This is a genomic window from Melioribacteraceae bacterium 4301-Me, from assembly GCA_041538185.1.
In the GTDB taxonomy this organism is placed as follows: domain Bacteria; phylum Bacteroidota; class Ignavibacteria; order Ignavibacteriales; family Melioribacteraceae; genus Pyranulibacter; species Pyranulibacter aquaticus.
In genome coordinates this window covers 111,434-136,496 of the sequence record JBGORM010000003.1, presented here as the reverse complement: position 1 = coordinate 136,496, position 25,063 = coordinate 111,434, and the positions used below count along the sequence as shown (strand labels likewise).

Genomic DNA, 25,063 nt, shown 5'->3' with positions numbered 1-25,063 from the left:
CAAAAAGCAAGATCAAATTTCGGCTACAGCTAATTTCTTTTTCTGATAATCTTTATATCTTTGAATTAACTTTACCATCCATACCATCAATAAAATCATCAACAAAGCTGCAAAAAGTGACTCACTAAAACTTAATGTCCTTGCAAAATACTTATAAAAGCCGGGGAACCAAGCACTTCCATATAAAATGACTACATGAACTGCATAAATAAGAAGCGTATTTCTGCCTATTTGTTTTACTAATTCAGGTATGTTTTTAATTTTAGCCGCTAAAAAAGACATAGCAGAGTTTAACAATAAAACAACTCCAAGTCGATAAAAAATAAGAGCAAATTGGTCTGTCCAAAACTGCTTATTTCCATAAAATAAATCTTCTATGTAGTGAAAAATAAACGATGTTAAAAGCAATGCAATACCAACAATTGAGAGTTTCATCGAAAAAGATTTAGTTGTAAATGCATCGGGGTTTTTTGCAAGGTATTGCCCTAAAATTGCCCCTGTTATTACATAACCCGACCATGGGAAAAGTGGAAACAACGAACCAGATTTACTATAAAAATATGCTGCTAAGGGTGCCGGGAAAAAATCAATCCAATTTATATTTTCTACAAATAAGTAGGCAACAAAAAAGAAACATGCGCCGCTTAACAATAAGTAGCTGTCTTTTGCTTTTAATTTATCGGCAATAAATAATAATCCAATAATAAACAGCAGACCAAAACCAATTAAATGAAGAGCATCCACAGCAAAAAAGGAAAGCCATTGTTCTTTAGTTACCTCATTGTAATCAAAGATCTTATATGTAGGGAACCTTAATACATACCCTATTAAAACTAAGGTGACAAACCTTTTTAAGCCTTTATAAACGCGTGGGTTTTCTTTAAAAGGGAGGTCCTGAAGTTTGAGCAAATAAGTGAAAACTACTCCAGAAGTGAACATAAAAATAGGTGCTGTAAAGCCACGTATTGTTAGCCAGATGTTATATCCTACTGAAGAATAATCCCTAAACTGATCCGCAAGAAATGTATCGACAGTATGCCCTTCCACCATCATCAAGACGGCCAGTGCCCGCATTAAATCAAGAAAAATTATTCTCTTTACGTTGGTTTTCCTCATTTATTTCTTTACTAAATTTTATCATTCTTTTTATTAAAGTAGTTCAAAGATAAGTAATATTACAGATTTATTAAATACAGACCAGCAGTTGATTTATCAAACTTGCAATCTACACAGCGCCGACCTAAAAAATTTTGAAATTACTAATAATTAAATAAAATCCTTAACCTAAAGAATTCATGAAAATTCAAATGAGTCCTTTGCTAATAATTATTGTTTGGATTTAACATCAGTAACCGGAACTAAATTAAGTGATCATAATTTTATTAGATATAAATCAGCAAAATGTTCCAATATTCAACAAGTCAGTTAAAACTGCTGATTGAAGTTTAAGCTGCAATGTTGTCATCACAAATAAATTTCTTAATAAAAAAATGTTAAGTTTATAATTTAGTTAACAAATCAGCCATTTCAATAGCTGAAAGTGCTGCATCCCAACCTTTATTGCCTGCTTTTGTACCTGCTCTTTCAATTGCTTGTTCAATGGTATCGCTGGTAATAACTCCAAATATTACAGGCACGCCTGTTTCTAATCCTACATTTGCTATACCTTTAGAAACTTCGGCAGCAATGTAATCAAAATGAGGAGTATCACCCCGAATTACAGCACCAAGACAAACAACAGCATCAAAATTTTTCGAAAGCGAGACTTTTTTAGCAATTAATGGAATTTCGAAAGCACCGGGAACATAAATTGTTGTAATATTTTTTTCTTCTGCGCCATGTCTCAAAAGACAATCAATTGCACCGGCATGCAAATTTTTGGAAATAAATTCATTGAAACGAGAAACAATAAGAGCAAATCTTTTGCCCTTTGCTGATAAATGTCCTTCAATTAGATTGTTCATTTAACTTCTCCAATGATAATTAAATCGTATTTTTTCTTTCTATTTCTAACTTCTAATTCGTTGCATTTTTCTATGTTACAGAAAGAAAAAGTTAAGTTTATTTAGTTCCTTTATGGAACTTTGTGTAACCAAAAAATAAAATTTTGCAAAGTTATTAAACTCATTCGACGAATCAATTTTAAGCCTGAGTTTAATTTATCACTCTATAGTTCTCTGCGTAACAAGAAACTTAAATTGAGACTCCACAGAGAGCTGAGGAGCATTATTAACAGCGTTCTTTATTGTCAACGGCATCTATTATAAATTATGAATCTTTTTTAAGAATTAGGTGACCGAGTTTTTCACTTTTAGTTCGTAAATATTTTTCATTTACTTCATTAGGGTGAATTTCAATAGGAACACGTTCAACAATTTGCAAATCATATCCTTTCAAACCAATTATTTTCATTGGATTATTGGTCATTAAGCGCAATTTTTTTAAGCCTAGTTCTTTTAACACTTGTGCGCCAATCCCATAATTTCTAAGGTCAGCTTTAAATCCAAGTAGTTCATTAGCCTCCACAGTATCTTTGCCTTTATCTTGTAAATCATAAGCAAAAATTTTATTAACAAGACCAATACCGCGTCCTTCCTGTCTCATATAAAGCACAACGCCCTTACCTTCTTTTTCAATCATTTCAAGTGCTTTAGTAAGCTGGTCACCACAATCACATCTTTTTGAACCAAACACATCTCCCGTAAGGCATTCAGAATGCACGCGGACAAGAGTTGGTTCTTCGTCTAATTTCCCTTTCACAATTGCAACTGGAGTATCATTTGGGTCAATTAAGTTTTGAAATAGATGCAGTTTAAAATTCCCATATTTAGATGGGAAGTTAACAACGGTAAGCTCTTTTACTAATTTTTCTTTTCTTCTTCTAAATTCAATCAGGTCAGCAATTGTAATTATTTTTAAGTTATACTTTTTAGCAAAATTTAGTAATTGTGGTATACGAGCCATTGTGCCGTCTTCCGCCATAATTTCACACAATGCTCCAACTGGCGATAAATTAGCAAGTTTCATTAAATCTACTGCAGCTTCAGTATGACCAGCTCTTTTCAGTACACCACCATTTTTGGCTATTAATGGAAATATATGACCTGGTCTTGCAAAATCTTCTGCTCGGCTATCTTGATTAGCTACAGCATTTATTGTTTTTGCTCTGTCATAAGCAGAAACTCCAGTTGTAGTTCCAATCTTATAATCAATTGTTACAGTAAAAGAAGTTTGATTTAAAGCTGTATTATCAGTTACCATTAATTCAAGGTTAAGTTTCTTTGCCTTTTCTTCATCAATTGCAACGCATAATATTCCTCGTGCTTCCCTTGTAATAAAATTTACGTCAGCTGGAGTTATCTTTTCTGCTGAAATTATTAAATCGCCTTCGTTTTCCCTTTCTGGGTCATCAACAACAATAACCATTTTCCCTTTTTTAATATCTTCAATTGCTTCTTCAATTCTGTTAAAATTATCTTTTGAGTCCATTTAATTTCCCTTTTCATTATCAAACTGTTTAGAATTCTAGTCCATCCGAAAGTTTTTGATTTTCTAATTTAGATTTTTTAGCCGGTATTAATCTTTCTAAATATTTTGAAAGGATATCAACTTCAATATTTACCAGACAGCCGCTCTTTTTTGACTTCAAGTTAGTGTTTTCAAATGTAAAAGGAATTATCGAAATTTTAATTTTATTTGCATTAATAGCTGCTACAGTGAGACTAATTCCATCAACTGCTATTGAACCTTCCTCAACAACATACTTCATTAAGTTGGAAGGTAAAGCTATTTCTAATTTATAATTCTCAGCTATTTTAGTTAAAGCTGTTATTTTACCAATTCCGTTTACATGTCCCAACACAATGTGTCCACCTAATCTATCTGTCAATCTGAGAGCCCGTTCCAAGTTTACTTTTTCATTTAGGCTTATTTTCGATAATGCAGTTTTACTAATTGTTTCACCTACAGCTTCTATCCAAAAACCATCTTTTTCCAGCTTAATCACTGTAAGGCAAACACCATTTACAGAAATTGAATCGCCGGTCGAAGTTTCTTTTAAAATTTTATCCGCATTAATTTTTATTCGCTTACCATCTCGCAGTAGCTTTACTGCTGTTATTTTTCCAACTTCTTCTATAATTCCCGTAAACATAGCCCAAATTTAATCATTTAGTTTGTTTTACGTTAACATTCTCTATTTTGAGTTAAAGTAAACGATTTTTTCATCCACGCCTAATTTTTCAACTTCAATCAATTTTAATTTTTTTTCATCTAAAGAAGCAAATGCGTTTAATCCCTTAGGGAAAATTGAAGGTGCTTTCAGAATAATGATTTCATCAAATAAATTTTCTTCATAAAACTGATTAAAAACCTGCGCACCGCCCTCAACAAATAATGATGTAATTTCCTCTTCCCCAAGTTTTTTCAGCACAGTCTTTAAATCAATTACTCCATTTTTATCCGAGGGCAGCTCCAACAACTTAATTCCTAGTTTCTTAAAATTATCTTTTTTATCGGAACTATTAAGCAAAGAAGTAATCACCCATGTTCTTTCTTTTTCTTTTTCAAAAATTCTGGAGTTTATATTAGCATTTAATTTGCCATCAATAATTATTCTAAGCGGGTTTCTTCCTTTAGTAAAACGAACATCTAAAGAAGGGTTATCAATATTAACTGTTCCAGCACCAACAAAAACAGCATCGTATTTACTTCTCTGTTCGTGGACAAAAATTTGTGATTGTTGACCAGTTATTTGAGTACGCTTTCCAATTTCCTCAGTAATTTTTCCATCTGTTGACTGGGCAACTTTTAGAGTTACATAAGGAATTTTCTCTTTTATGAACTTGAAAAAAAATTTATTTAGAAATTTCCCTTCCTCTTCACTAACTCCAACTTCAACTTCTATTCCCGTCGCTCTCAATTGTTCAATTCCTTTTCCATTGACTTCGGGATTTGGATCAATATTACTGATTACAACTCTCTTAATGCCGCTTTTAATTATCAAAGGAACGCAGGGTGGTGTCTTTTTATTAGTGTGGCAGCATGGTTCAAGATTGCAATATAATGTTGAGCCTGTCAAATCCTCTTTAGCATTATAAATAGCAGAAGCTTCTGCGTGAAGAAAGCCATACTTTTCATGCCATCCCTCAGAAATTATTTTACCATTCTTGACAATTACCGCTCCTACAAGTGGATTTGGACTAACATATCCTTCGCCCTTCTTTGCTAATTCAAAGCATTTTTTTATGTAATATTCATTGTTATTTTTATTCATTTCAATAAATAAAATTATATTATTACTCAGCGTAATTCATAAAAACACAGCAAGAAGCTTACAAAAATACATTAATAACTAGTAAATTATTCAACTAAAATTAAGGACTAAAAGATGACGCATTTATTAGGTGCACATACTTTTGTTACTGGTGGACCAGCATCTGCAATTGATACTGCCGAAAAACTTGGGTTCACAGCTATACAAATTTTTACAAAAAATAATAATCAATATTTTGCGAAAGACCTAAGCGAAAAGGAAATAAACGACTTTAAGAGCAAACTATTAGCTTCTAACATAAAATTTGTTGTATCTCACGATTCTTATCTTATCAATCTTTGCTCAAAGGACCCAATGATGTTAAAAAAATCGCGTGAAGCTTTTTTAAAAGAACTTGAAAGATGTGAACAACTCGGAATCCCATATTTAAATTTCCACCCTGGTGCTCACGGTGGACAAGGAGAAGAATTAGGAATAAAATTAATTGCAGAATCTCTTAACATTGTTCATCAAAAAACCAAAGGCTACAAGACTAAAAGCATGCTTGAAGCTACCGCAGGACAGGGAACAGCACTCGGTTACAGATTTGAACAATTAAGAAAAATTATTGACTTAGTTGAAGAACCAGAAAGAATGAGTGTTTGCATAGACACCGCTCACATCTTCGCTGCTGGTTATGATATAAGAGACTCGAAGCAATATAAAAAAGTAATAAAAGAGTTTAACGATATTATTGGTCTGGAAAAATTAAAGTGCATTCACATGAACGACAGCAAAAAGGAATTGGGCAGCCGCGTTGATCGACATGAACACATTGGAAAAGGATTTATTGGTACAGAAGGCTTCACAAATATTATGAATGATAAAAAATTGGAAAGAGTGCCAAAAATTCTTGAAACACCAAAGGGAAAGGATCAAAAAGAAGATTTGCAGAACATAAAGTTACTGCTTAGCTTAGTTAAAAAATAATTTCTTCTTTAAGCTATAGGACAGAGATATTTAAAACAAGAAAATGAAAATCGAAGAAGCTAAAACAATTCGAAAGAACCTTCAAATTTTATTTCCTCAGTTGCAAAAAATTTGGGAAATAAAAATTATTAGTTTATTGTGGTTCGTTCACTCTTAGAACCATGATACCGGTTTGTTTCTTGTTCCCTTTTATGTAATCGGCAAGCGGCTTATCTGTAATTTGTACTTTATGACCAACATCAGGTGCATGTAAAAAATGAATTCTTCCATCTTCCATTCGAATTGCAATGCCAGTATGAGCAATGTCTAATCCTTTAACATTTGTGGTTATACCTATTATGTCGCCGCTTTGAATTCTTTCTTCACACTTGGCAATTGAATCTTCAGGTATATAGTAATTTTCTCTACTGCTTATATTTTTTTCGATTTGTATTATTTCACGTAAAAATTTCGGATTACCCTTAAGTTGTTTATATAAATCTTGATGAGTGCTCATAAAATTAATTTTTTTGTTGTAAGGAATACCGCCAATTTTTTGTGTAATATTTTCCCCAATTCCTCGTTTATCAATATCGTAAATCCAATCCGAAAAATAGTGCAGCCGTGAAAGATAATCACTTAATTTACCATCTCTATAACGAATATTGATTAACTCCCTTTGATAATCTTTGAAGGTTAGCTTGTTTTCTTTTATGCATCGTGCAAAAACTAAAGAGCTTTCCAGAAAAGTATAGCAATCTAATCCTGTTAAATGAATAACTAATTTTTCAACACTGTCTTGATCAAGGGTATGGGCTTCATATTCAGTACCTAAAAAACTTTTCCCTATTTCAACAATCACTTCATTAATTGGATAATTTATTAATTTCTTTTCTACTGCAAGATTAAATTTGGATTTACAAATATCAGCATCTTGCTGTGTATAAATAACCTGGCCATTGATAAAAGAAGTAAAAAATAAAAACAAAAGTAAGCCAACTAACTGTGAACGAAAGCTTGCTGTTGTCATATAGGTAAATCCTCTTTAGTTGGAGATGTTTGTTCAATTTGCGGAATAGCTTCTCTAAATAATTCAAGATTCTCAAAACGAGTAAAATCTTTAGTAAATTTTAAGAACACCTCTCCAGTTGGACCGTTTCTTTGTTTACCCACAATAATTTCGGCTATTCCTTCTGTTGATTTACCAGCAAGATTTCCAGAGGAAAAATTTTCAATGCCATACATTTCTGGTCTGTATAAAAATATTACAACATCAGCATCTTGTTCTATAGAGCCCGACTCACGCAAATCTGAAAGTTGAGGTCTCTTATCGGCACGTAACTCTACTGCACGATTTAATTGAGACAAAGCAATTACAGGAATATTTAATTCTTTTGCTAAAGATTTTAATGAGCGGGATATCATAGAAATTTCTCTTTCCCGGCTATCTGCTGTAAACGATGGATTTATCAATTGCAGGTAATCTATTACAATTAATCCTATTCCTTTTTCATTTTTTAATCTTCTTGCTTTTGCTCTAATTTCAAGAATTGAAATGGCTGGAGTATCATCAATAAAAATAGGAGCTTTACTTAACTTGTGAACTGTCCTGCTAATCTTAGCTCCATCTTCAGCTTTAAATTTGCCTGTCCTAATTGAATGAGCATTAATTTTCGCTTCAGCAGAAATTAACCTTGTAACAAGCTGAATAGTTGACATTTCGAGACTAAAAATACCAATCGGAACTTTATGTTCTACAGCTGCGTTTCTAGCAAGCGATAAAGCAAAGGCAGTCTTGCCCATTGATGGTCTGGCTGCTACTACTATTAAATCCGATTTTTGCAGACCGCCTAAAAGTTCATCCAATTCAAAGAAACCTGTGGGTACTGAGTGAGCTGAGATATTTTTTGAGTGTATTGCTTCAATAAGTTCAAGCGCTTCTTTTACAGCTTTATCCATTGACTTGAACGATTCTTTAATCCCTTCCTCAGAAATTTGAAATATTTTAGATTCAGCAGCATCAAGTAGATCAAAAACATCTTCTTGACCAAGATAAGCGGAGTTTGCAATTTCCATAGATGCAGAAATCAATTGTCTTAATATCCATTTTTCTAATACAACTCTGGCATGATAATCAACATTAGCTGCCGAAGTAATATCCTGAGTTAATTTACTTAGGTAGGCAGCGCCACCTGCTTCCTCAGTTAAATTAGATTTCTTTAATTCTTCATAAACAGTTACAGTATCAATTGGCTCATCTGCCTGATATAAGGAGACAATCGCTTCGAAAATAATTTTGTTCTTTTTATCAAAAAAAGCCTCAGGTTTTAAAATCTCAACTGCTTTCGGCACTGCCTCGTTATCAATTAACATTGCGCCAATAACAGACATCTCCACTTCAACAGCTGCAGGAGGCTGTAACGTTGTAGCTTTTAATTTCTCTAAATCAGTAGGAAGCTGCTTTCTCTTAGCCATAAAACTTAATTTTTTTCCTTACTATTCTGAATACTAAAGCTGGTCTAACAAGCTTTTAAATTTTTTTACATCTTCCCAGCAGTCTTTTTTCCAATGCGGATTTCTCAGCAAAGCTGCTGGATGATAAGTGCTTACTACTTTAATTCCATCATGTTCAAAAACTGCATTTCTAAGCAAGCTTAACGATAATTTTTTGTTAAGCAATGCATTAGCTGCAATTCTACCTAAACACAAGATTACTTTTGGTTTAATTAAGTCTATTTGCTTATGAAGATAAGGAAAACAAGTTTCCATTTCCACAGGTAAAGGGTCTCTATTGTTAGGGGGCCTGCACTTTAAAATATTGGCAATATAAACATCTTCTCTTTTTAGATTTATTGCTTTTAGTATATCATTAAGTAACTGACCTGCTCTGCCTACAAATGGTTCACCTTGTCTATCTTCTTCCGCACCAGGGGCTTCGCCAATTAACATTGCTTTTGCATTTGGGTTGCCAACACCAAAGACAAATTTTGTTCTAGTTTTGCCGAGCGGACATTTTTGGCATTGATGAATTTTCTCGTAAAGTTCAGTTAACGAAGTTGAATTATGAAATTCTTCTACAAATAAATTGTCTGTTAAACTGCTCGTTACTTTTTCTGATACTTTCATTTCAGGTGCCAAGTTATAATTAACTCGTTCTTTATCTAATTTTTCAAAAAGAAAATCACCAAAAACTTCCTTTTGGTATTTCAACGCTTCTATTATTTGTTTTATTGTTACAGCCAATTTATAAATAATTTTTCAATTCATTTAGAATGTTATTAGCGGTAATAAATTTACTTAAAAGAGGAAATCCTTTCCTGCGAACGGTTTTCTTTTCTGAAGCATAAAGGATAGTAATTTTATTAGTATCACTTTCCATTGCTGCACCAGGCTCTTTTAACGAGTTAAGAACTATAAAATCCAGGTTTTTTGCCATTAATTTTTTTTCAGCGTTTTTTAGTTCATCTTCGCTCTCTAAGGCAAATCCTACTATTACTTTTTTCTTTCCACTAAGTGGTGAATTCTTACTATTTATGGCAGCTAAAATATCGTCAGTAGCAGATAAAGAAATAGACTTGAGATTTTGTTCTTTTTTTATTTTGCTTTTCGAATACTTCGCAGGCTTATAATCGGCAACTGCAGCTGCCATAATTAATGCATCATTATCAATTAAGTGTTTCTCCACTTCGTTTTTCATTTGAGCTGCTGAACGGATTTTAACAATATCTATCTCAGGGTAACAATTTTCTGAGGTCGGACCAGAAATTAGTGTTACTTTTGCTCCTCTTAAATACGCAGCTTTTGCTATTGAATATCCCATCTTCCCGCTTGATCTGTTACCAATAAACCGTACAGGGTCAATATCTTCATAAGTTGGACCTGCGGTAACAAGAATTTTCTTACCAATCAAATCTCTTTTGAATCCAGCTAAAACTAATTCTGCAGCATCAACAATTTTATTTACATCTGCCATCCTGCCTATTCCATTAAGCCCACTGGCTAAGAAACCAGTTTCAGGTTCAATTACATAAATGCCACGATTCTTTAGTTGTTCAATATTTTCTTGAGTAACGGGATTGGTATACATATCAACATCTGCAGCTGGAACTACAATCAATGGGCTACGCAAAGCTAATACTACAGAGGTCAACGCATTATCTGCAAAACCATGAGTTATTTTAGCTATTGTGTTGACCGTTGCTGGAGCAATAATAGCTAAATCAGCCCAAGTTGCATATTCGATATGCCATGTTTGCATGTCCAAATTTTTACCTTCAGTCTCCGGAAACATATTGACTACAACTGGATTATTAGACAGAGTAGATAAGGTCAATGGGGTAATAAAATGGCAGGCAGAGGGCGTCATAACAACGCGTACCTCTGCTCCTTGTGAAATCAAGAGTCTTACTAATAATGCAGACTTATAAGCCGCAATGCATCCAGTTACACCGACAATTATTTTTTTCCCTTTTAATGTAGAGGGAGCCATTTTTTATTTTTCATTCTTATATCTGTACTCGATGCCCGTTTGCAGTTCTTTAATTGCCTTTAAATGGGGTTTTTCTCTTTTTTCAAATTCAAGAGCAAGTTTTAATTGATCGGGATTTTCCCTGTCCTCAAAATCATCTTCATGTCCCGAAGTAATTGTACTTAATAGAGCATTAAACTCAAGGCGTGCATCATCGTTTAGTTTCCTTGCCCGTTTAGCGGCAACTATAACTGCTTCATAAAGATTAGGAATCTTTTCTTTAATTTTCAATAGATTTTGCGGTACTACTGGCATGGTATCTCCTTAATTTATTTCTTTATTAATTATTTCATATACTTTTTTCTTAGCTTCTTCCAGATTTTCATTAGAAACGACGTAGTCAAATTTATCTTTATAACTTAGTTCCATCTCTGCTCTCTCAATTCTTTTTTTAAGCTCTTGCGTTGTTTCGGTTTTCCTATCCAGCAACCTTTTTTTTAATTCTTCAATACTTGGCGGTACAATAAAAATTAAAACTGCCTCAGGATACTTTTGTTTAATTGAAAGAGCTCCTTTTACGTCAACTTCAAAAACTACAGAATGACCACCAGCAATGCTTTTTTCTACAAAATCTTTCAATGTGCCGTAGTAATAATCGTATACTTTTTCATATTCAATAAATTCATTGTTTCTAATTTTCTCTTTAAATTCTTCCTCGCTGATAAAAAAGTAGTCTTTACCATCTTTTTCTGAATTTCTCGGTTTTCTCGTTGTTGCAGAGACAGAAAAGACAAAATCAGAATGTTTTAAAAGAACACTTTTAACTATAGTCGTTTTACCTGAACCGCTGGGGGCTGAAAATACAAATAATTTGACTTTTTTCGTATGCAAAACTCACTCAATATTTTGTATTTGTTCACGAATTTTTTCCAGTTCTTCTTTTATTGAAATACCATAATGAGAAATTTCCGCGGATATAGTTTTACTATTAATTGTATTAGCCTCTCTATTCATTTCTTGAACTATAAAGTTTAACTTGCGTCCCGGGTCATCTGAATTATGAACTGTATCAAGGAATAATTTAATATGACTCCTTAATCTAACACACTCCTCAGTTATATCATAACGGTCAACTAACAAGGCTAATTCAGTATCAAGACGATTTGGGTTATCAAGAATATCCTGGGTAAGATTTTTTGCCCTCTCTTTTACCCTCGAAAAATATTCTTTAATAGTGCTTTTCTTAAGCTGCTCAATTTTATCTAAAGCAGTCTCTATTAATTTAACTCTGTTTATTAAATCTTTCTCAAGTTCTTTACCTTCAGCAACTCTCATTTTTTCTAAATCATCTATGGCTGCATCAACTGCTTTCTGAATTAAAGGAAAGAAATCGGAAAAATCATCTCCATTTTCTTCAAAGAAAAAATTTTGAAATAAAAGTACATCACTTAATGAAATTTTATTTTTCAGTTTAGATGTTTTTTTTATTTCTTTTAATACATGTAATGCAAACTTAACACCATTAGTATCTAATTTTGGGAATTTAACTTCAATACCAGCTTTTGAGATTGAAAGGGATAAATATATTTTCCCTCTTTTTATTCTACTTTTAACTTTTTCTCTTATCTCAAGTTCTTTATTAAATAGCGACTTAGGTGATTTAAGAGAAATATCTAAAAATCGATTATTTAAGCTTTTTATTTCGCATTCAATCAGCAAGTCATTTTCGCGAATTATTGACTTGCCGTAGCCAGTCATACTTGTAATCATTAAAAACTCAGAAAATTAGATAAGAAATTTAGTTAAAATAAACATGCTTAAGCAAATAAAGAAATACTATATTGAAAGGATAAAAAAATCAGAAAGCTTCGCCAATGCCAATATGAAATTGAAGTAACTCACTCCACAATTTCTTTTTAAAAAAGTTTCTATTATCGTTAGGATCGTACAACTTAAAGCCAAAATCTATTCTAATAGGTGCAAATTCAGAATAATATCTTAAACCAAAGCCGCCAGCTACGGCTATTTGATCGAGCCTAATATTTTCGTATCCATTCCAGGTATTTCCATAATCAATAAAAACTGCGGAGCCAAATTTACCTATCAATCTATTTCTAGTTTCAACTGAACCTTCCAAAGTAAAAAAACCACCCGTAGTTGCTCCTTTAACAAAAAGTGCTTCAAGTTCTTCGGGAGTTGGATTCATTAGACTATAAACAGGGTCAGATGGAACCAATTCTCTGCTACCCCACCCACGAATTGAGTTACTCCCGCCAGAGTAAAATCTTTGATTCAATGGTATATCCCCTTTATTTCCCTTATACACAAAAATATTTCCAATCCTAAATTTAACACCAAAAGCAGAAAGCGGTGTATCATAAATTGGTAAAAAGTATGTACCTGTAAATAATATTTTCAAGAATGCAGGTCTGTTAAATTCTTTTTTGAATATATTATAAAAGAGAAGCGGGATAGAATTTGCATCCTCAAAAAGTAAAGAAAGTGAATAGCCAGTTGTTGGGAAAAAAATATTGTTAGTTTTATTAGCTCCAAGTGAAAAGCCAATGTACTCATCGAGACTTTCCCTTGTTAAGTCCGATTTTGTAGCCCCTGCAAGAACAAAAGCCGCTAATGAATCTGCTACATCCTGAGGGAAATATTTACTAAAATAATATGCTAAATTATTTTGCATGAAACCCTTTTGGTAAATATAGTTTGAATGCTCAATATTAAGATAAGCGCTGAAAGAATTAAAGTAAGTAAACTGCGGCAACTCAAAATCTAAACTTAACTTAGCACCATACAAAGTCGATTTGTATTCGCTCTTTCGTTTTTGAAAAGTAAGGTAAGTCTCAAATTTGGTATTTACAAATCTATCGAAAAGAAACGGCTGTTCGATGGTAATCCTATTATCTATATAGCCGTAAAGGTTAGAATCAGCAAAGGAATATGTTTTAAGAAATTCAGAAAAATTTTGAATAGCTCCGGCTGAACTTAGTGTAAACTTTCTAGCGTTACCAAAAAAATTCTTCCTTGTATAGCTTAAGCCAAGTCCAATATTAAATGTATTATCTTCATTGTTAGTAATTACTTCTGGCGAAAGTTCATTTAATAAACCAACATCAGCAGTAATGCTTAAAGGCACTTTATTGCCATTTGTATCAGAAATTATGCTGTTTACTATTGCTGAAGTAAAAAGGTTAGTCCTGTATAACCTTACTTGACCACGTTGAATATCGTAATAACTGTAAGTTTGTCCGGGTTTAATTCCAACAAGTCTTTTTAATAAAGTATCACTAACCAAATTTTTGCCGACGCCCGTTCTCTCAGTTCTAATTTCACTTATTCGATATCTTTTACCTGTAGAGAAATTTAATTTTACATCTACTTTATTTGCTAAAGTATCAACAAGTATCAACGGTCTATCAACCTGAGCAAGCATATAACCATTATCCCTAAGATAACCAAGCACAAAATTACTTTTATCTGTTACAAAATTATCACTATACTGTTGATTAGAGTCTACTTTCACATAATTAAAAATTGTTTTTTTCAACTCAGCTCCAATATTGTCAATGCCTGTTATTTCGAACTTCCTGAAAGTAGCAGGGTTACCTTCTTGAATATTATAGATTAACTCGGCTTCTTTTTTTTCACTTAAAATTTTATACTCTGGGAAAAACTTTACTTTAAAATAACCTTTAGATTGATAGAGACTTCTCATAGCGCGGATATCGCTTGGAATTAACAATGAATCAAAATATGTGGCTTTTGCGCCAAAACTTGTAAATTTGTTCAATAATTGAGAAACCCAACTCGGCGACTCTTTTGAAAGACAGACATACTGAAGTTGAGAAGTTGGCATATTATCATTGCCATGAAACGAAACTGCAGTCAATTCATAATGTTCTTCTTGCTGAGCATAAATAATTAATGAATTAACAAGAATTAAAAGTAAAAGTAATTTCATTTTCCTCAAAGCTGTGTCTACTCTGCTTGCACAAGGCAAACAAAAATATTTATTACTTAATTATTTTTACAGGTGTACCAATTTTTACTACAGAATACAACTCGTCTATGTTTTCATTGCTTAAAGCTATTGAACCATTTGTCCAATTATATGAAAAGGGTAGATTTTTAAAAATAAAGTTATACTTTCCAATTCCATGAATTCCTATTTCCTTACCAAATATTTCTTGGGAAGGTGGACAAATATTTTTCTCTACAGTTTTCAAAATAGTTTCAAACTGTAATTGAGAAATAATATTTTTTCTTAAAGCATCGGCGGCATCTTTTTCATTAGGGAAATTAATTCGCAAAAATTTATGATATTTATAATTAGGTAATTTATCACAAATTATGTAATCTCCTATAGGAGTAAAATTACCTGTCATTGAATTATCATCTACATTATTGCTTTTACCAAAGACCGCTTTATAAGATTTAAGCAATGTCTTATCGGAGAAAAGATTTAATCTATAGTTTTTAAGGTCAACAACAATGCTAGGGTTTCGAATTTGAGTAATCCCTCTTTCTGCCATTGCTTCTTGCAGCGGTACTTCCCTAATGTTTAAAATTATTCCATAAATAATTAAACCCACAAAGAAAACTATAACACTACCGCTGATATAAATAATATTTTTTAGCAAAATCTTATTAAACTGAATTAATAATTAAAAGGCAGTTTTTATTAGGTTAAATATAAAAAAAAGCCTCTTCAAAGACGTTTTGTATATCTTTTCACAAACTTAAATATCATCTTTTTGGGTGATTAATATTAACTGTTGTTCAAAACGAACAATCGATTTGTTTCATTTTACTTTGCTTATAAATGTTGTATTCTAAGGCGATTGACAGATAAAAAAGGGGCTAGCAAGCTTTTCTTCATGTCACACTTACTAGCCCCTTCATAACTTCAATTTTTATTTTTTCCCTTCGGCTTCAACAACAGCAATGGCAGTCATATTAATAATATCTCTTACGGTATCGCCTCTTTGAATAACATGTACAGGCTTTTTCATTCCCATTAAAATAGGTCCAATAACAGTAGCATCTGTTAATCTTTGAAAAAGTTTGTAAGCAATATTGCCGGCTTCTAAGTTTGGGAAAATTAAAACATTTGCACCGCCTTTTAATGTAGAGAAAGGAAAGTCTTGTTCAATCCTTTCTGGCATAACAGCAGTATCAGCTTGCATTTCGCCATCAATAATTAAATCCGGTCTTTTCTCATGAACAATTTTTACAGCTTCAGCTACTTTTACTGCCTGTGGGTAAGGTGAGCTGCCAAAGTTGCTAAAGGAAAGCATTGCTATACGAGGTTTAATATCAAACTGTTGGACTGTATCAGCTGTAGTAATTGCAATTTCGGCAAGTTGTTCAGAGTTTGGGTCTATATTAACAGTAGTATCTGCAAAAAAGAATATTTTATTTTTTATTACAAGCACATACATTCCGGCTACTAATTTGAGACCTTCCTTTAAGCCAATACACTGAAGTGCAGGTCTAATTGTTTCTGGGTAGTGATAAGTTAAGCCGCCAATCATTGCGTGAGCATCTCCTTCTTCAACCATCATAGCAGCATAATAATTTGGCTGTTTTACTAAGTCTAATGCCGCTCTTGCTGTCAAACCTTTTCTCTGTCTTTTTTGATAAAGTTTTTCTGCATACTTTTCACAATTGCTGCAGGTTTCTGGGTCTTTTATTTCGAATTTACTTAAGTCAAAGCCAAGATTTTTTATTTTATCTTTAATTTTCTTTTCGTCACCCACAAGCACAGGCAATCCAATATTTTCATCATACACTGCATTGGCTGCTCTAATAATTTTTTCTTCTTCGCCTTCTGGATAAACGATTTTCTTTGGACTTTTTTGGGCTTTATGTACCATAACTCTAATAATTTCCGTTGTATAGCCGAGTCGTTCTTGTAGTTGCTCTTTATAAGCCTCCCAATTTCTTATTGGAACTCTAGCCACACCACTATCCATAGCCGCCTTTGCAACTGCTGGTGCAACTGTCCACAATACTCTTGGGTCGAAAGGTTTTGGAATTATGTATTCTGGTCCGAATGAAAATTCTTTACCACCGTAGGCATTTATAACCACTTCTGGGACTTTTTCTCTTGCAAGTGAAGCCAGCGCTTTTGTAGCAGCCATTTTCATTTCCATATTTATAGCTGTAGCGCGAACATCTAAAGCGCCTCTAAAAATAAAAGGGAATCCCAAAACATTATTAACTTGATTAGGATAATCACTTCTGCCTGTAGCCATTATTATATCTTTTCTTGCATCGATTGCATCTTCATAGGTTATTTCGGGGTCTGGATTTGCCATAGCAAAAACTATTGGATTTTTAGCCATGGATTTCACCATTTCTTTTGAAACTATATTTCCCTTAGATAATCCAACAAAGACATCTGCCCCTTTCATTGCATCTGCTAAATCTTTGTAGATATTTTCACCTGCGAATTCTCTTTTGTATTTGTTAAGGTCAGTTCTTCCCTTATGGATTAATCCTTTAGTATCGAACATGAAGATATTTTCCCTTTTGACACCAGCTGCAATATACATATTACAACACGCAATAGCTGAAGCTCCAGCACCTGATACAACAATTCTTATTTCATCAAGCTTTTTACCTGCTATTTCAACTGCATTAATAAGAGCCGCACAAGAGATGATTGCCGTACCATGCTGGTCATCATGAAAAACGGGAATGTTCATGGTACGCTTTAGTTCTTCTTCAATTTCAAAACACTCTGGAGCTTTAATATCCTCTAAATTAATTCCACCGAAAGTAGGCTCTAAAAGTTGTACAGTTCTAATTACTTCTTTTGGGTCCTTAGTTTTAAGTTCTATATCGAAAACATCAATGTCAGCAAATCTCTTAAATAAAACCCCTTTACCTTCCATAACAGGTTTACCTGCATGGGGACCAATATCTCCCAGCCCAAGAACAGCGGTGCCATTAGAGACTACTGCAACTAAATTTCCTTTAGCCGTATAAAGGAAAACATCATCATCATTTTTTTCTATTTCTCTACACGGTTCAGCCACGCCAGGTGTGTAGGCTAATGATAATTCCCTAGCCGTAAAACATGGTTTTGTTGGTGTAACTTCAATCTTACCACGCCGGCCTTCACTATGGTACTTCAGTGCCTCTTCTTTTGTAAACGACATAATCTTTTTCCCCTTTTTAAAATGCTTTGTTAAGCTTTGTTTAATTAAGATATAAATATCTACATAAAATTAGGAAATATTTTTTGAACTAAAAAACTGTCTTGAAACAGTTTTATAATTCATACTTCCATAATTTCTTTTTCTTTGTGGTGAATAATTTCATCAATTTTTTTGGTGTGCTCGTCGGTAAGCAGTTGAACTTCTTTTTCGTTGTGAATTCTTTGGTCTTCAGTTAATTCTTTGTTTTTTTCTAACTTTTTTAAGTGCTCATTAGCGTCTCTTCTTATGTTTCGTAGCGCAATTTTAGCATCTTCACCAAATTTTTTAACGAGTTTTACTAATTCTTTTCTTCTTTCCTCAGTTAAAGGAGGGATAGGAATTTTAATATTAGTACCATCACTAATAGGATTTAGGCCAAGATCTGCAGTTAAGATTGCTTTTTCAATTGCTGATATTACACTTTTATCCCAAGGAGTAATAGAGATTGTATGTGCATCTAAAACAGAAAGATTTCCCACTTGATTTAAGGGTGTCATTGTTCCGTAATATTCTACTTTAATACCGTCCAGTAACGCTGTAGTCGCTTTGCCTGTTCTTATTTTAGAAATTTCATTTCTAAAGGTATCAATAGTTTTATCCATTCTGTTCTTTGCATCTTTTAGTACTTCGTGCATATTTATCCCTAAAAAATTTATTTAGTTTTTAATTCTTCTTTTTTTGTAGAATGACCAACTGAAGTACCCACCTGTTTGCCGGTGACAACTTTAAGAAGATTATCCGGTTTATCCATATTAAAAACTACAATAGGCAGGTTATTTTCTCGGCATAAACTTACAGCGGTCATATCCATTACTCTTAAGTTTTTTTGTAAAACTTCTAAGTAAGAAATTTCCTCAAACAAATTAGCATTAGGGTTTATTTCCGGGTCGGAATCAAAAACACCATCCACACGCGTTCCTTTAAAAATTGCATCTGCTTCAATTTCAATTGCACGTAGAGAAGCGGCAGTGTCGGTGCTAAAATAAGGGTGACCTGTACCTGCACCAAATATTACAATTCTTCCTTTTTCTAAGTGTCTAATAGCTCTTCTTCTTATAAATGGTTCAGCAATTTCTTCCATTTTAATTGCGGTCATCAACCGTGTAAACATTCCGTGATTCTCTAAAGCGTTTTGAAGAGCTAAAGAATTAATTACAGTAGCCAACATTCCCATTAAATCGCCGGTAACTCTTTCAACTCCATGTTCTTCTGCGTTCAGACCTCTATAAATATTTCCTCCACCTATAACAATACCAATTTGAACGCCAAGCGAATGAATTTTTTTTATCTCTTCTGCAAAGAAATTTAGTTTGCGGCTATCAATTCCAAACTTTTGTTCCCCCATCAACGATTCACCGCTGAGCTTAAGTAAGATTCTTTTATATTTAAGACTCGTTTTCATGGTTAATCAAATATAAAAAAAAAGGTCTTATTAAAAAATAAGACCTTTTGTTAAATGAATTATTTGTTCTCGTCACTAATATGGAAGCGTTTAAATCGTATTAATTTTACTTGAGAGGAGTTCTTTTTGTTGTATTCTTCAATTAATTGACCTACAGTTTTTGTATTATCTTTAATAAATGCCTGTTCGTACAAGCAATTTTCTTGATAATACTTATTCAATTTACCTTGAGCAATTTTATCAAGAACTTGCTCAGGTTTTCCCTCTTTTCGAGAAACTTCTTTATAAATTTCTATTTCCTTTTCAATTACTTCTTTTGGCACTTCTTCCCTATATACATAAAAGGGTTTCATTGCTGCAACTTGCATTGCAATATCTTTCAACAAAGATTGTAATTCTTCATTGCTGTTTGATGGCACATTATCTACTCTAATCAACACGCCAAGTTTGGAGCCATGATGAACATAATCAACTACTTGTCCATTTTCAGTGTTCTCAATTGCAAATCTGCTTACTTGAATCTTCTCTCCAATTTTACCGATTAAAGAGTTCAGTTCTTCTTCAACCTTTTTGTTCTGGTACGAAAGGCTTAATAATTCGTCTATCGTTGCAGGCAGTTTGTCAACAATAGTATTTAGGACAAAGTTGGAGAATTCTAAAAAATCAGAACTATTAGCCACAAAATCAGTTTCGCAATTTACCTCAACAATTGCTGCCGACTTACCATTATTAAATATTCTTGTGGAAATAATCCCCTCGTTTGTAGATTTTTCAGCTCTTTTCGCGGCTACTGCAGCACCTTTTTTTCTGAGGAATTCAATAGCTTTTTCAAAATCCCCGTTTGACTCTTCAAGCGCCTTTTTGCAATCCATCATGCCGGCGCCTGTTTTATCTCTTAACTCTTTAACTAAACTTGCAGAAATTGCCATTCTATATATCCCCTATATTTCGAATAATTCAAGATGATAATTAGTTTATTGTTGTTGAGTTTCAACCTTATCTTCGTTTTTCTTTTCCGTGCTGTCTTGTTGCGGTTTTTCTACTTTAATTTTTCCCTCTTTTTTATCGGTCTTTTTTTCATCTTTATTATCAAGTTTAACTCGACGCACTTTTGGCTTGATTTCTTTCTTTTGCTCTGTTTTTTCTTCTTCGTCTATTTTTTTCTCTTTCTCTTTTTCAGCCATCTCGTGTGCTTTCAATTCTTGCGCTTTTGCATTACCTTCTATAACTGCATCGGCAATAATTTTTGTAATAATTTCAATTGCTCTGGAAGCATCATCATTAGAGGGAATTACATAATCAATCGGGTCAGGATCACAATTAGTATCGACAATTGCAAAGACCGGGATGTTCAGTCTATTTGCCTCTTTTACGGCTATACTTTCTTTTTTGATATCCACTACAAAAAGTACACCCGGCAGCTTAGTCATGGATTCAACGCCGTCTAAAACTTTTCTCAATTTATCTTTTTCACGGGTTAAAAATAGTCTCTCTTTTTTAGTTATTTTTTCGAATGTTCCATCACTTTCCATTTTTTCTATATTTTGCAGCCGCTTCACACTTTTTCTTATAGTAGCAAAATTAGTCAACATCCCGCCGAGCCATCTTTCATTTACCCAATTGCTGTCCGATCTTTTAGCTTCAGCTGCAATAGTACCTTTAGCTTGCTTTTTAGTACCGACAAATAGAACCTTTTTCCCTTCAGAGACCAGCGAGACCATCGCTTCGTAGGCTTGGTCAATAGCTTGCTGTGTTTTTTTAAGGTCAATTATATGTATGCCGTTTTTTTCCATAAAAATGTAAGGCTTCATTTTAGGATTCCAACGGCGGGTTAGGTGACCGAAATGTGCACCTGCTTCTATGAGTTCTTTTAGTTCAACTCGAGGCATATTTTATCTCCTGTTTTTCTTCTACTCTCTTCATCTTTGCTATTCATCCCGCTGAGGGGACACAGGTAGCAAATCCAAGAGTATGATTGTTGTGAAAAAATAATTTTATCTTTTTGAAAATTGAAATCTTTTTCGTGCTTTTGGTCTACCGTATTTTTTACGTTCTACCATTCGAGGATCTCTTCTAAGAAGGTCCTCGGCTTTTAAAGCATTTCTAAATTCGGAATTAATATCCACCAAAGCCCTTGCAACACCAAGTCTTATTGCATCAGATTGTCCCGTTAAACCCCCTCCGCTTACATTTACAAACACATCATATTTCCCTAATGTTTCTGTAACAACAAAAGGAAGCAGAATGTTATCTCTATGTTCCTTTAAAGGAAAATATTTTTCAACATCAATTCCATTAACTACAACTTTGCCAGAGCCAGACCTTAAATAGACTCGTGCTACAGAAGTTTTTCTGCGACCAACGTGTATTTTATCTGCCATTTAATAACTCCATTAGAAACTTAATGCTTCTGGTTTTTGTGCTATATGAGGATGGTTTTCCCCAGAATAAACTTTTAATTTCTTAATTAGCTTTCTACCTAACCTATTTTTGGGAAGCATACCTTTAACCGCATGCCATACTATATACTCTGGTTTTTTCTCTAACAGCTCAGAAAACCTTCTTACCTTAGCACCGCCAGGGTAGCCCGAATAAGAAAAATATGTTTTTAACTCTTCTCGCTTACCTGTAACCCTAATTTTATCAGCATTAACAACAATTACAAAATCCCCTGTATCCATGTTAGGGGTGAAAATTGGTTTATGCTTACCCCTAATAATTTTAGCAACGTTGGCAGCTAATCTTCCCAATACCTGATCCTTAGCATCTACCAGATACCATTTCTGAGCCGCATCCTCTTGTTTAATAAATTTTGTCAGCCTTTCCCTTTTCAATTTTGCCTCCAATTAGGAAAAAATTTTTTGAAAGAGCCTAAATATATTTGCAAGTGCCTTAAATGTCAAGGTTTAGATGCTTTAAAAGTTTTTCTTGCTCTTGTATTTAACCATATTAAATCAGAAAAAATTATTAAATAAAAAGCTGCTGCATTGATATTAGCAAAATTTATTTTCCAATTAATTAAATAAATTTCATAAAAAATTCATATCTGTCCAATATATTTTTTATTTCGTCCCTAAAGGGACTTAATCTATTTCTTTGTTCTTTATCCTATAAATATTTTGTCCTGAGGGGATAATAAAGCTTTGATTATCCTTAAACCAATCTAATCCCTTTAGGGATTATATAGTTATAGAATAAATAAATATCAAACTGAAGTTAAAAGTCCCGTAGGGACGAGATAGGGATTGATTTACAAGACAAGTAGAATAGTCCAAAATCTTGAAGTCTTCTAAATTTATTTGGTAATTCATCCCTTCGGAATTTGATTTCAAAATTATTTTGGACAGCAGCGAAAAAATTACATGGTAACTTAACTTATAGAAAAAAGTTCGAAATAATGATTATTTTTACGTAAAAAAATTCTTATGAGAGTACTGATAACTGGCGGTGCAGGCTTTTTGGGGATTAATTTAATTAGATATTTACTAAAAAAAGGTGCCGAAGTTAGTTCTTTAGATTACGCCCCTTTTGATTACCCCGATGTTAAAGATAAAGTTAAAATAATTATTGGTGATATTCGTACTCGTGAAAGTGTGGAAAGAGCAATGGAAAACTGCGATTATGTTGTTCATTCTGCAATGGCTCTGCCTTTATATCCGGAAAAAGACATAATTAGTACCGGCATCGACGGCACTAAATTACTTTTAGAAGTTGCATATAAAAAAAATATAAAAAAATTTATTCACATCTCATCAACTGCTGTTTACGGCATTCCAGATCATCACCCAATTTATGAAGATGATAAACTTGACGGTGTCGGTCCATACGGCAAAGCAAAAGTTGAAGCTGAAAAAATTTGTTTAGAATATCGTAATAAAGGAATGTGCGTTCCCATAATAAGACCCAAATCATTTATAGGTCCAGAGCGTTTGGGTGTTTTTGCATTACTATATGATTGGGCTTATACAGGTCACAACTTCCCAATGATTGGCAAAGGTGATAACCGATATCAGCTGCTTGATGTAGAAGACCTTTGTGAAGCAATTTATTTAATTATTACTCTGCCGAATGAAAAGGTAAATGATATTTTTAATATAGGTGCAAAAGTATTTACTACTATGAGGGAAGACTATCAAGCTGTACTTGATTATGCAGGTTATGGTAAAAAAATTATTAGTCTCCCAGAAAAACCAATTATCTTTTCTTTAAGAATTTTAGAAAAATTAAACCTTTCACCTTTGTATAAATGGGTATATGAAACAGCGTCAAAAGATTCTTTTGTTTCGGTTGAAAAAGCTGAAAAAATATTAGGATTTACTCCTAAGTACTCAAATAAAGATGCTCTTATTAGAAATTTTAAATGGTATATAGAGAATTTAGAGTCATTTAAAAATCAATCCGGTGTTTCTCACAGAGTACCATGGAAACAAGGAATTTTGAAAATAGCTAAGTGGTTTTTTTAATTATGTACACACATCAGAAATTTAAAAAGGTATCTTTCAAATCATGTTTGTAGCTAATCTACACCTAATATGAATATATCATAAAAATTATTTATAATTGAATAAAAATTAACATAAAAAAAGGAAGAGAACATGCGCTCAAAAAAAGATTATCTTAAAAGTATAATCAAACATATCGATATAAAAGAACATAATGTTGTTAAACTCGTCGACTCGATGCAGCACATGGCTTTTTCCGCTAGAGACTTGTATCGTGCGGCAAACATTTATGAGCGGATGCTGCAGGATAAAGATTGTACCGTTATTTTGACTCTTGCCGGAAGTTTATTTAGTGCAGGACTAAAAAAGGTTGTTTTCGATTTGGTGGATAATAATATGGTAGATGTTATTGTCTCTACTGGAGCTATTATGGTTGACCAAGACTTTTTTGAGGCTTTAGGATTTAAACATTATATTGGCTCACCTTTTGTAGACGACAATGAATTACGCGATTTACATATCGATAGAATATATGACACATTTATTGACGAAGATGAACTGAGAATCTGCGATGAAACTACAGCAAAAATTTTTAATAGTTTGGAACCAAGGCCATACTCATCACGTGAATTATTATGGCATTTCGGCAAATATCTTGATGAAAACGGCGGACCAAAAGTTAGCGACAGCGTAATCTATGCTGCTTATAAAAATAATGTTCCAATTTTTGTCCCTGCTTTTTCTGATTGCTCAGCTGGATTTGGAATTGTAATGCACCAAACAAATAATCCGGATAGACATCTTTCATTTGATTCTGGTAAAGATTTTCTTGAATTAACTCAAATAAAACTAAACAGCAAAGAGACAGGAATTTTTATGGTAGGCGGCGGCGTTCCTAAAAATTTCACACAGGATATTGTAGTTGCAGCTGATATTTTACAAGAAAATGTACCTATGCACAAATATGCTATTCAAATTACAGTTGCAGATGTTAGAGACGGTGCTCTTTCAAGTTCAACGCTGAAAGAAGCATCTTCATGGGGAAAAGTTGACCAGGCTTTCGAACAAATGGTCTATTCAGAAGCTACTTTAGCAATGCCACTTATTGCAGGTTACGCATACCACAAGGGTGCTTATAAAAATCGAATTAAAAGAGAACTGCAAAAAATATTTATTAAGGAACCAGCAGCAGCTAAATAAATCCTAAATTTCTACGTAAACCTTTGCGTCTTGGCTCCTTTGCGTCTCTGCGTGAAATTAACTTTGTTTCTCGCAAAGTCGCTGAGAATTTTTTATTATTCCTCTGCGTTCTCC

The 25,063-nt window shown here is 33.2% G+C and carries 24 protein-coding genes; 3 read left to right on the top strand and 21 right to left on the bottom strand.

The genetic code is table 11. The features are described from left to right. Window positions 1-12: 12 nt before the first annotated feature. From ABRY23_06640 to ribD, 5 genes are all read right to left on the bottom strand, one after another. Window positions 13-1,116, bottom strand: a complete 1,104-nt coding sequence (locus ABRY23_06640) for a heparan-alpha-glucosaminide N-acetyltransferase domain-containing protein (GenBank protein ID MFA3782730.1) — start codon at window positions 1,114-1,116, stop codon at window positions 13-15. A 383-nt stretch (window positions 1,117-1,499) separates the two neighbouring features. Continuing rightward, window positions 1,500-1,964: a 6,7-dimethyl-8-ribityllumazine synthase gene (ribE, locus tag ABRY23_06635; GenBank protein MFA3782729.1), complete on the bottom strand. Its 465-nt coding sequence runs from the start codon at window positions 1,962-1,964 to the stop codon at window positions 1,500-1,502. A gap of 304 nt (window positions 1,965-2,268) precedes the next feature. Continuing rightward, entirely contained in the window at window positions 2,269-3,489 is a 1,221-nt protein-coding gene (locus ABRY23_06630; GenBank protein ID MFA3782728.1) for a bifunctional 3,4-dihydroxy-2-butanone-4-phosphate synthase/GTP cyclohydrolase II, read from the bottom strand. Between the two features lie 28 nt (window positions 3,490-3,517). Further along, the gene (locus ABRY23_06625) at window positions 3,518-4,153 is read right to left on the bottom strand and encodes a riboflavin synthase (GenBank protein MFA3782727.1); all 636 of its coding nucleotides are present in this window, start codon (window positions 4,151-4,153) and stop codon (window positions 3,518-3,520) included. Window positions 4,154-4,195: 42 nt separating this feature from the next. After that, window positions 4,196-5,275, bottom strand: coding sequence for a bifunctional diaminohydroxyphosphoribosylaminopyrimidine deaminase/5-amino-6-(5-phosphoribosylamino)uracil reductase RibD (ribD, locus tag ABRY23_06620; GenBank protein ID MFA3782726.1), 1,080 nt, complete (start codon window positions 5,273-5,275; stop codon window positions 4,196-4,198). 114 nt (window positions 5,276-5,389) lie between these two features. Between ribD and ABRY23_06615 the strand changes: the two genes are divergently transcribed. Then, complete coding sequence (locus tag ABRY23_06615) at window positions 5,390-6,244, top strand: deoxyribonuclease IV (protein ID MFA3782725.1); 855 nt, start codon at window positions 5,390-5,392, stop codon at window positions 6,242-6,244. Window positions 6,245-6,377: 133 nt separating this feature from the next. Here ABRY23_06615 and ABRY23_06610 read toward each other — a convergent pair whose 3' ends face one another. From ABRY23_06610 to rplM, 16 genes are all read right to left on the bottom strand, one after another. Beyond that, window positions 6,378-7,253, bottom strand: a complete 876-nt coding sequence (locus tag ABRY23_06610; protein ID MFA3782724.1) for an N-acetylmuramoyl-L-alanine amidase-like domain-containing protein — start codon at window positions 7,251-7,253, stop codon at window positions 6,378-6,380. Then, window positions 7,250-8,698 carry a replicative DNA helicase gene (gene dnaB, locus ABRY23_06605; protein ID MFA3782723.1) on the bottom strand — a complete coding sequence of 483 codons (1,449 nt, stop codon included), beginning with the start codon at window positions 8,696-8,698 and terminating at the stop codon, window positions 7,250-7,252. Before dnaB ends, ABRY23_06610 begins: the two co-directional genes overlap by 4 nt. A gap of 33 nt (window positions 8,699-8,731) precedes the next feature. Further along, complete coding sequence (locus ABRY23_06600) at window positions 8,732-9,466, bottom strand: uracil-DNA glycosylase family protein (GenBank protein ID MFA3782722.1); 735 nt, start codon at window positions 9,464-9,466, stop codon at window positions 8,732-8,734. 1 nt (window position 9,467) lies between these two features. Continuing rightward, window positions 9,468-10,712 carry a bifunctional phosphopantothenoylcysteine decarboxylase/phosphopantothenate--cysteine ligase CoaBC gene (coaBC, locus tag ABRY23_06595; protein ID MFA3782721.1) on the bottom strand — a complete coding sequence of 415 codons (1,245 nt, stop codon included), beginning with the start codon at window positions 10,710-10,712 and terminating at the stop codon, window positions 9,468-9,470. Between the two features lie 3 nt (window positions 10,713-10,715). Continuing rightward, window positions 10,716-11,006, bottom strand: coding sequence for a DNA-directed RNA polymerase subunit omega (gene rpoZ, locus ABRY23_06590; protein MFA3782720.1), 291 nt, complete (start codon window positions 11,004-11,006; stop codon window positions 10,716-10,718). A gap of 9 nt (window positions 11,007-11,015) precedes the next feature. Next, complete coding sequence (gene gmk, locus ABRY23_06585; GenBank protein MFA3782719.1) at window positions 11,016-11,582, bottom strand: guanylate kinase; 567 nt, start codon at window positions 11,580-11,582, stop codon at window positions 11,016-11,018. A gap of 3 nt (window positions 11,583-11,585) precedes the next feature. Further along, window positions 11,586-12,461, bottom strand: coding sequence for a YicC/YloC family endoribonuclease (locus ABRY23_06580; GenBank protein ID MFA3782718.1), 876 nt, complete (start codon window positions 12,459-12,461; stop codon window positions 11,586-11,588). 88 nt (window positions 12,462-12,549) lie between these two features. Further along, entirely contained in the window at window positions 12,550-14,661 is a 2,112-nt protein-coding gene (locus ABRY23_06575) for an outer membrane protein assembly factor (GenBank protein MFA3782717.1), read from the bottom strand. Window positions 14,662-14,713: 52 nt separating this feature from the next. Further along, entirely contained in the window at window positions 14,714-15,340 is a 627-nt protein-coding gene (locus ABRY23_06570; GenBank protein MFA3782716.1) for a murein L,D-transpeptidase family protein, read from the bottom strand. 273 nt (window positions 15,341-15,613) lie between these two features. Beyond that, a complete protein-coding gene (gene pta, locus ABRY23_06565) occupies window positions 15,614-17,866 on the bottom strand; it encodes a phosphate acetyltransferase (protein ID MFA3782715.1) in 2,253 nt (750 codons plus the stop codon). Between the two features lie 119 nt (window positions 17,867-17,985). Next, entirely contained in the window at window positions 17,986-18,540 is a 555-nt protein-coding gene (gene frr / locus ABRY23_06560) for a ribosome recycling factor (protein ID MFA3782714.1), read from the bottom strand. 17 nt (window positions 18,541-18,557) lie between these two features. Next, window positions 18,558-19,307: a UMP kinase gene (pyrH, locus tag ABRY23_06555; protein ID MFA3782713.1), complete on the bottom strand. Its 750-nt coding sequence runs from the start codon at window positions 19,305-19,307 to the stop codon at window positions 18,558-18,560. A gap of 59 nt (window positions 19,308-19,366) precedes the next feature. Then, window positions 19,367-20,236, bottom strand: a complete 870-nt coding sequence (gene tsf, locus ABRY23_06550) for a translation elongation factor Ts (GenBank protein ID MFA3782712.1) — start codon at window positions 20,234-20,236, stop codon at window positions 19,367-19,369. 45 nt (window positions 20,237-20,281) lie between these two features. Next, the gene (gene rpsB, locus ABRY23_06545) at window positions 20,282-21,196 is read right to left on the bottom strand and encodes a 30S ribosomal protein S2 (protein MFA3782711.1); all 915 of its coding nucleotides are present in this window, start codon (window positions 21,194-21,196) and stop codon (window positions 20,282-20,284) included. Window positions 21,197-21,301: 105 nt separating this feature from the next. Then, entirely contained in the window at window positions 21,302-21,688 is a 387-nt protein-coding gene (gene rpsI / locus ABRY23_06540; GenBank protein ID MFA3782710.1) for a 30S ribosomal protein S9, read from the bottom strand. Between the two features lie 12 nt (window positions 21,689-21,700). Next, complete coding sequence (rplM, locus tag ABRY23_06535) at window positions 21,701-22,141, bottom strand: 50S ribosomal protein L13 (GenBank protein MFA3782709.1); 441 nt, start codon at window positions 22,139-22,141, stop codon at window positions 21,701-21,703. 591 nt (window positions 22,142-22,732) lie between these two features. On the opposite strand from rplM, the gene ABRY23_06530 reads away from it, so the two are divergent. Together ABRY23_06530 and ABRY23_06525 are read left to right on the top strand one after the other, a co-directional pair. Next, window positions 22,733-23,770, top strand: a complete 1,038-nt coding sequence (locus tag ABRY23_06530; GenBank protein ID MFA3782708.1) for an NAD-dependent epimerase/dehydratase family protein — start codon at window positions 22,733-22,735, stop codon at window positions 23,768-23,770. Window positions 23,771-23,902: 132 nt separating this feature from the next. Beyond that, window positions 23,903-24,949 (top strand): deoxyhypusine synthase, encoded by a 1,047-nt coding sequence (locus tag ABRY23_06525; protein ID MFA3782707.1) that lies wholly within the window; start codon window positions 23,903-23,905, stop codon window positions 24,947-24,949. The last annotated feature ends 114 nt before the right edge of the window (window positions 24,950-25,063 follow it).

Bases quoted from the DNA above. Each gene is read 5' to 3' on its own strand.
- ABRY23_06610 (MFA3782724.1), bottom strand. From the start codon at position 7,253: ATGACAACAGCAAGCTTTCGTTCACAGTTAGTTGGCTTACTTTTGTTT.
- ribD (MFA3782726.1), bottom strand. From the start codon at position 5,275: ATGAATAAAAATAACAATGAATATTACATAAAAAAATGCTTTGAATTA.
- ABRY23_06575 (MFA3782717.1), bottom strand. From the start codon at position 14,661: ATGAAATTACTTTTACTTTTAATTCTTGTTAATTCATTAATTATTTAT.
- ribE (MFA3782729.1), bottom strand. From the start codon at position 1,964: ATGAACAATCTAATTGAAGGACATTTATCAGCAAAGGGCAAAAGATTT.
- ABRY23_06530 (MFA3782708.1), top strand. From the start codon at position 22,733: ATGAGAGTACTGATAACTGGCGGTGCAGGCTTTTTGGGGATTAATTTA.
- ABRY23_06615 (MFA3782725.1), top strand. From the start codon at position 5,390: ATGACGCATTTATTAGGTGCACATACTTTTGTTACTGGTGGACCAGCA.
- coaBC (MFA3782721.1), bottom strand. From the start codon at position 10,712: ATGGCTCCCTCTACATTAAAAGGGAAAAAAATAATTGTCGGTGTAACT.
- tsf (MFA3782712.1), bottom strand. From the start codon at position 20,236: ATGGCAATTTCTGCAAGTTTAGTTAAAGAGTTAAGAGATAAAACAGGC.
- rpsB (MFA3782711.1), bottom strand. From the start codon at position 21,196: ATGCCTCGAGTTGAACTAAAAGAACTCATAGAAGCAGGTGCACATTTC.
- ABRY23_06625 (MFA3782727.1), bottom strand. From the start codon at position 4,153: ATGTTTACGGGAATTATAGAAGAAGTTGGAAAAATAACAGCAGTAAAG.
- rpoZ (MFA3782720.1), bottom strand. From the start codon at position 11,006: ATGCCAGTAGTACCGCAAAATCTATTGAAAATTAAAGAAAAGATTCCT.
- ABRY23_06525 (MFA3782707.1), top strand. From the start codon at position 23,903: ATGCGCTCAAAAAAAGATTATCTTAAAAGTATAATCAAACATATCGAT.
- frr (MFA3782714.1), bottom strand. From the start codon at position 18,540: ATGCACGAAGTACTAAAAGATGCAAAGAACAGAATGGATAAAACTATT.
- ABRY23_06580 (MFA3782718.1), bottom strand. From the start codon at position 12,461: ATGATTACAAGTATGACTGGCTACGGCAAGTCAATAATTCGCGAAAAT.
- ABRY23_06630 (MFA3782728.1), bottom strand. From the start codon at position 3,489: ATGGACTCAAAAGATAATTTTAACAGAATTGAAGAAGCAATTGAAGAT.
- dnaB (MFA3782723.1), bottom strand. From the start codon at position 8,698: ATGGCTAAGAGAAAGCAGCTTCCTACTGATTTAGAGAAATTAAAAGCT.
- ABRY23_06640 (MFA3782730.1), bottom strand. From the start codon at position 1,116: ATGAGGAAAACCAACGTAAAGAGAATAATTTTTCTTGATTTAATGCGG.
- pta (MFA3782715.1), bottom strand. From the start codon at position 17,866: ATGTCGTTTACAAAAGAAGAGGCACTGAAGTACCATAGTGAAGGCCGG.
- pyrH (MFA3782713.1), bottom strand. From the start codon at position 19,307: ATGAAAACGAGTCTTAAATATAAAAGAATCTTACTTAAGCTCAGCGGT.
- rpsI (MFA3782710.1), bottom strand. From the start codon at position 21,688: ATGGCAGATAAAATACACGTTGGTCGCAGAAAAACTTCTGTAGCACGA.